The organism is Bacteroides sp. (assembly GCF_052357945.1).
GTDB lineage: Bacteria > Bacteroidota > Bacteroidia > Bacteroidales > Bacteroidaceae > Bacteroides.
Map to the genome: position 1 here is coordinate 1 of NZ_DAWCXD010000209.1, position 6,099 is coordinate 6,099.

General features: G+C 42.4%; 5 protein-coding genes. All 5 read right to left on the minus strand.

What is annotated here, in order from left to right:
* The coding region (locus ACT8YW_RS21340; protein ID WP_298048415.1) for an IMP dehydrogenase at positions 1-239 on the minus strand (239 nt) is incomplete at its 3' end.
* Positions 240-325: 86 nt separating this feature from the next.
* Complete coding sequence (gene recQ, locus ACT8YW_RS21345) at positions 326-2,506, minus strand: DNA helicase RecQ (RefSeq protein WP_444107076.1); 2,181 nt, start codon at positions 2,504-2,506, stop codon at positions 326-328.
* Between the two features lie 168 nt (positions 2,507-2,674).
* Entirely contained in the window at positions 2,675-3,919 is a 1,245-nt protein-coding gene (clpX, locus tag ACT8YW_RS21350; RefSeq protein ID WP_004297166.1) for an ATP-dependent Clp protease ATP-binding subunit ClpX, read from the minus strand.
* A 2-nt stretch (positions 3,920-3,921) separates the two neighbouring features.
* The gene (clpP, locus tag ACT8YW_RS21355) at positions 3,922-4,584 is read right to left on the minus strand and encodes an ATP-dependent Clp endopeptidase proteolytic subunit ClpP (protein ID WP_444107077.1); all 663 of its coding nucleotides are present in this window, start codon (positions 4,582-4,584) and stop codon (positions 3,922-3,924) included.
* Between the two features lie 143 nt (positions 4,585-4,727).
* Complete coding sequence (gene tig, locus ACT8YW_RS21360; protein ID WP_004308629.1) at positions 4,728-6,083, minus strand: trigger factor; 1,356 nt, start codon at positions 6,081-6,083, stop codon at positions 4,728-4,730.
* Between the last annotated feature and the right edge of the window lie 16 nt (positions 6,084-6,099).

Below are 6,099 nucleotides of genomic sequence, written 5' to 3' on the forward strand. Positions count from 1 at the left end.
ATAGACATATTTTTGTGAATCACACCGATACCACCTTCACGAGCAATGGCAATAGCCATTTTCGCTTCGGTAACCGTATCCATGGCAGCCGTCACAAAAGGAATTTTTAACTCAATGTTTTTTGAAAACTTAGTCGAGAGATCGACAGTGCGCGGTAAAACTTCAGAATAAGCGGGGATCAACAATACGTCGTCGTAAGTTAACCCATCCATTACAATCTTATCAGCAATAAATGACATAGGGCTATGCGTTTAAAAATTATTGCGTGCAAATATACGGTTTTTATTCAAAACCGCATACCTGCACGCCTATTTTTTTCGCTTTTTTAATTAGCCATTTCAGAGATGAACTTAATACGCACCAAGCGAACTTCCTCTTCAGTGAAGTCATCGCCTAATTCATCAAGCGCATCATCAATCTTATCAGTAGTAGATTCCTTGAAATAATCGTAGATATCAAGCATGTGATCTTCATCCATGATTTCTTCCAGGAAATAATCGATATTCAGTTTGGTTCCCGAATAGACGATAGCTTCCACCTCGTCCAGGAGTTCACCAAATTCGATACCTTTGGAAAGAGCGATATCATCTAACGCCACTTTACGGTCAATTGCCTGAATGATAGCTACTTTCATCTTTGATTTATTGGCAACCGTACGTACCCGCAAATCTTCAGGACGTTCTATTTCATTCTCTTCACAGTGACGTTTGATTAATTTACAGAACTCTTCACCGTAACGTTTTGCTTTTCCCGCTCCTACGCCCGGTATATTCTGCAACTCATCCAATGTCACCGGATAAATGGTAGCCATCGCTTCCAAAGACGGATCCTGGAAGATCACATAAGGCGGCACTTCCAGTTTCTTCGAGAGTTTCTTCCGCAAGTCCTTCAACATAGAATAAAGAGCAGGGTCTACCGCACAGGAACCACCGCCACGTGCCGGAACTTCTTCTTCCGTCTCTTCAAAGTCGTTGTCTTCGGTAATCTTGAATGACTTCGGCTTCTTCAAGAACTTGTGTCCTTCCTCCGTCACTTTCAGGAGTCCGTAATGTTCCACATCCTTGCTCAAGTAACCTGCGATCAGTGCTTGACGAATCACTGCGTTCCATGTTTTATCCTCTTCGCCCATACCGGAGCCGAAGACTTCGAGGTCTTCATGCAAATGCGCCTGTACTTCGGAAGTTTCTTTACCTTGTAGTATGTCTATAATATAATCTGCCTTAAAATTTTCTTTCACCGCGATAATCGCTTCAATCACGGCACACAATAACTCTTGAGCCTCCACTTGTTTTTTAGGGTTTAAACAGTTGTCACAATTTCCACAATTTTCTTCCGTATATTCTTCACCGAAATAATGCAGCAACGTCTTGCGCCGGCATACGGAAGATTCGGCATAAGCAGCGGTTTCCAACAGAAGCTGCTTGCCAATTTCCTGCTCTGCCACAGGTTTTCCTTGCATGAACTTCTCCAGTTTCTGCAAGTCTTTGTTTGTATAAAAGGTTATGCACTGACCTTCACCGCCATCTCTACCGGCACGTCCGGTCTCCTGGTAATACCCTTCCAGACTCTTTGGAATATCGTAGTGAATCACAAACCTTACATCCGGCTTATCGATTCCCATACCGAAAGCGATAGTTGCTACAATAACGTCCACTTTTTCCATCAGGAAATCATCCTGATTCTTGGTCCTCGCCAACGAATCCATTCCGGCATGATAAGGACGCGCATTGATACCGTTTGCCTGAAGGATTTCAGCAAGTTCCTCTACTTTTTTCCGGCTAAGGCAATAGATAATGCCCGATTTTTCCGGATTGTTTTTGATAAACTTGATAATATCCCTGTCAATATTAGCGGTCTTCGCGCGTACCTCATAATAAAGGTTCGGACGATTGAACGACGATTTGAAAACTTGAGCATCTACCATTCCCAGATTTTTCTGGATATCATGCTGCACCTTTGGTGTCGCTGTTGCGGTCAACGCAATCAACGGAGCCTTTCCTATTTCGTTGATAATAGGGCGAATCCGCCGGTATTCCGGTCGGAAGTCATGTCCCCATTCAGAAATACAATGAGCTTCGTCTACTGCATAGAACGAAATTTTCACCGAACGCAAAAATTCTACATTTTCTTCTTTCGTCAGCGATTCCGGCGCTACATATAGCAATTTTGTCTTTCCGGCAAGGATGTCCGACCTCACTTGGTCTATCGCGCCTTTGTTTAATGAAGAATTGATAAAATGGGCGACGCCATCTTCTTCACTGAAATTGCGCATTGCATCCACTTGATTCTTCATCAACGCAATAAGCGGAGAAATTACAATTGCCGTACCTTCCATCAAGAGCGAAGGTAGCTGATAGCATAAAGATTTCCCGCCACCGGTAGGCATCAGTACAAAGGTATCTTTACCATCGAGCAAGTTGTTAATGATCGCTTCCTGGTTTCCCTTGAACTTATTAAATCCGAAATACTTTTTCAGTTCATCTGTTAAATTAATCTTCCCTGCCATCTTAACTAAGGTTGTTTTATTCAGTTCATGGTTTAACTTTAAGTATGTTCTCTTCTTCAAGAGAGCCAAACAAAGTTATAAACAACTTCGTAATTACCAAGCAAAATGCGACTAATATTTTCAAGAAAATACAGTTACGATCATTTTCTGTAGCCTTACTCTTTGATTTTAAGCGGTTTGTAGTCGTGCCATATTCGCTTTTTCCAGTTGCATCTTTGCATAATCCAGCGTCACCTTATACTCTTTTTTGTTCTCTGAAGGGATTTCAAACATGACATCCATCATGATTGTTTCCACAATAGAGCGCAATCCGCGGGCACCCAGCTTATATTCTACCGCCTTGTCGACGATATATTCGAATACATCATCTTCAAATGTCAGCTTGATACCATCCATTTCAAACAGTTTGATGTACTGTTTGATGATTGAGTTTTTCGGTTCGGTAAGGATCGCACGAAGCGCATCCCGGTCCAGCGGATTCAAATAGGTCAACACCGGAAGACGTCCGATAATTTCGGGAATCAGTCCGAATGACTTCAAATCCTGTGGAGCGATGTACTGCATCATGTTATTCTTGTCTACCGTCGCTGTTTTCTGCGATGCCGTATAACCTACGACATGGGTGTTCAACCGTTGGGCGATCTTCTTCTCGATACCGTCGAACGCACCGCCGCAGATAAAGAGAATATTCTTGGTATTTACCGGAATCATCTTCTGGTCCGGATGTTTACGGCCTCCCTGGGGAGGTACGTTCACCACAGAACCTTCGAGCAATTTCAGTAATCCCTGCTGTACGCCTTCACCGCTCACGTCGCGAGTGATGGAAGGGTTATCTCCTTTACGGGCAATTTTGTCGATCTCGTCGATAAACACGATACCCTGTTCAGCTTCAGGTACATTATAATCTGCCACCTGAAGCAAACGGGTTAAAATACTTTCGATATCTTCACCCACATAACCGGCCTCCGTCAGCACTGTAGCGTCTACAATAGTAAACGGCACGTGCAGCAACTTAGCAATCGTGCGTGCGAGCAACGTTTTCCCGGTTCCGGTACTACCCACCATAATAATGTTCGACTTTTCAATCTCCACATCATCCCCGCTGTCTTTTTGCAACAGACGTTTATAATGGTTATAGACCGATACGGAAAGGAAGCGTTTCGCATCATCCTGTCCGATCACATACTGGTCGAGGAATTTCTTAATTTCTACCGGCTTGGGCAGTTCTTTTAAATTGAGTTTGGTAGCTCCCGCGCTTTTCTTGCCTTCGCCCAATGCCTCCTGAGTGATCTCATAAGCCTGGGTAGCACAGCTGTCGCAGATATAGCCGTTCATTCCCGTAATCAGGAATCCGACTTCATTCTCCGACCGTCCACAGAAGCTACACCTTTTCTTTGTCTTTGAATCAGCCATTTTTATTTCCTAATCAATACCTCATCAATCATACCGTATTCTTTCGCTTCCTGAGCTGTCATCCAGTAGTCGCGGTCAGAGTCCGCCCATACTTTATCAAAATCAGTATGCGAATGATCGGCGATGATCGTATAAAGTTCTTTCTTCAATTTCTGAATCTCACGAGCTGTGATTTCAATGTCCGACGCTTGTCCTTGCGCACCACCCATCGGCTGGTGAATCATCACACGTGAATGAGGTAACGCAGAACGTTTGCCTTCAGCACCGGCAACAAGCAGTACAGCCGCCATTGAAGCTGCCATACCTGTACAGATGGTAGCAACATCACTTGAAATAAACTGCATCGTATCATAAATGCCCAATCCGGCATATACACTTCCGCCCGGAGAGTTGATATAGATAGAGATATCCTTACCCGGATCAACAGAATCCAGATACAGCAACTGTGCCTGAAGCGTATTCGCTGTATAGTCATCTACTTGTGTACCGAGGAAAATGATGCGGTCCATCATCAAACGGGAGAAAACGTCGAGTTGAGTAACGTTCAACTGTCTTTCTTCCAGAATATAGGGATTCAAATACCCGGCCTGCGATTTAATCACATCATCCAATACCATGCCATTCATTCCTAAATGCTTGGTTGCGTATTTTCTAAAATCATCCATGTTAATTGTTCCTTTCTTATAAATTAAAAATAAACGTAAGTACAAAGAAACGAAAAAGAATACAGAGACACAAAAAAACACAGAGTTATAATTTTATAAAAACTCTGTGTTTCTGTGACTTTATATTCTATTCAACCGAATGATTATTCAAACATCTTATTGAATTCTTCGATTGAAACGTTCTTGTTTTCCAAAGTAACCTGCGCTTTCAGAGCAGCAGCCAGCTTCACTTCTACAACACGACTTACCAAATTATTGATAGTTTCTTTCTTCTTCAACATCTCCTGTGCATAGTTATCAAGCACATCATCAGGGATAGACAACATACCGTATTGAGCAAACTGTGCCTTCGTTGTTTCTCTAGCCATCTTCAGAACATCTTCCTGTTCTACTTTGATATCGTTCGCTTCAACCAACTGTTCCTTAATCAGGTGCCAAGTCAGTTCCTCGATGCTCTTATCATAGTTTTCAGCAACATATTCTTCGCCCTTTTCTTCGTTGTTCAGCAACATGATACGTTTTAGCAGAGCGTCAGAGAATTCCAACTTACCTACTTTTTCCATCATCACTTTGCGAATATCAATCAGGAACTTATAATCGCTGTCAGCAACAAATCTTGCTGCAATTTCTTCTTTAATCTTAGCGCGGAATTCCTCTTCAGTCTTCACAACACCTTCGCCGAATGCCTGGTCGAACACTTCCTGTGTCAATTCACCCGGAACAAAACGAGTGATTTCTTCTACCTGGAAGCTGAAGTCAGACTTAACGTCTTTAGCGATTTCCTTGTCGATCTTCAACAAAGAACCCAGTTCAGCAGCATGTCCGTCATAAGCAACGTTCGGATTGAACACCAATACATCATTTACTTTTGCGTTAGCAAAAATAGCTTTCTGATCGTCATTCTTCATATAAGCAGGCATCAACACAGCAGCTTCTACCTGAATACCCCCTTCTTTTGTATTGCCTTCTTCGTCCAACTGTGCCAGCAGACCTTTCAACATATCATTATCTTCGTAAGCATCTACCTTATCATACTTACCAGTGCGTTGAGTGTACATCTTCACCTGGTTGTCGATCATTTCTTCAGAAACTTCGATAGAATAATAATCTACTTTGTCTTTAGCGCTTACTTCTGCTTTAAATTCAGGTGCCAAAGCGATATCGAACACGAAATCGAACTCTTCCATTGTATCGAAATCAATATTCTGCTGCTTTTCTTCGTTAGGCAACGGCTCGCCCAACATATTCACCTTATTATCTTTAATATAATTGTAAACAGCTTCTTGCAATGCCTTATTCACAACCTCTGCAATCACCGATTTACCATACATCTTTTTAATAAGACTTGTCGGCACCATACCTTTACGGAATCCCGGAATCTGTGCCTTCTGACGGAGTGATTTCAACTCTTTGTCTACTTTCTCCTGATAATCTGCTTTCTCAAGCTTTACAGTAAGCTCTGCGCTTACTTTGTCAATGTTTTGTAATGAAACGTTCATTCTGACAATTATTTAT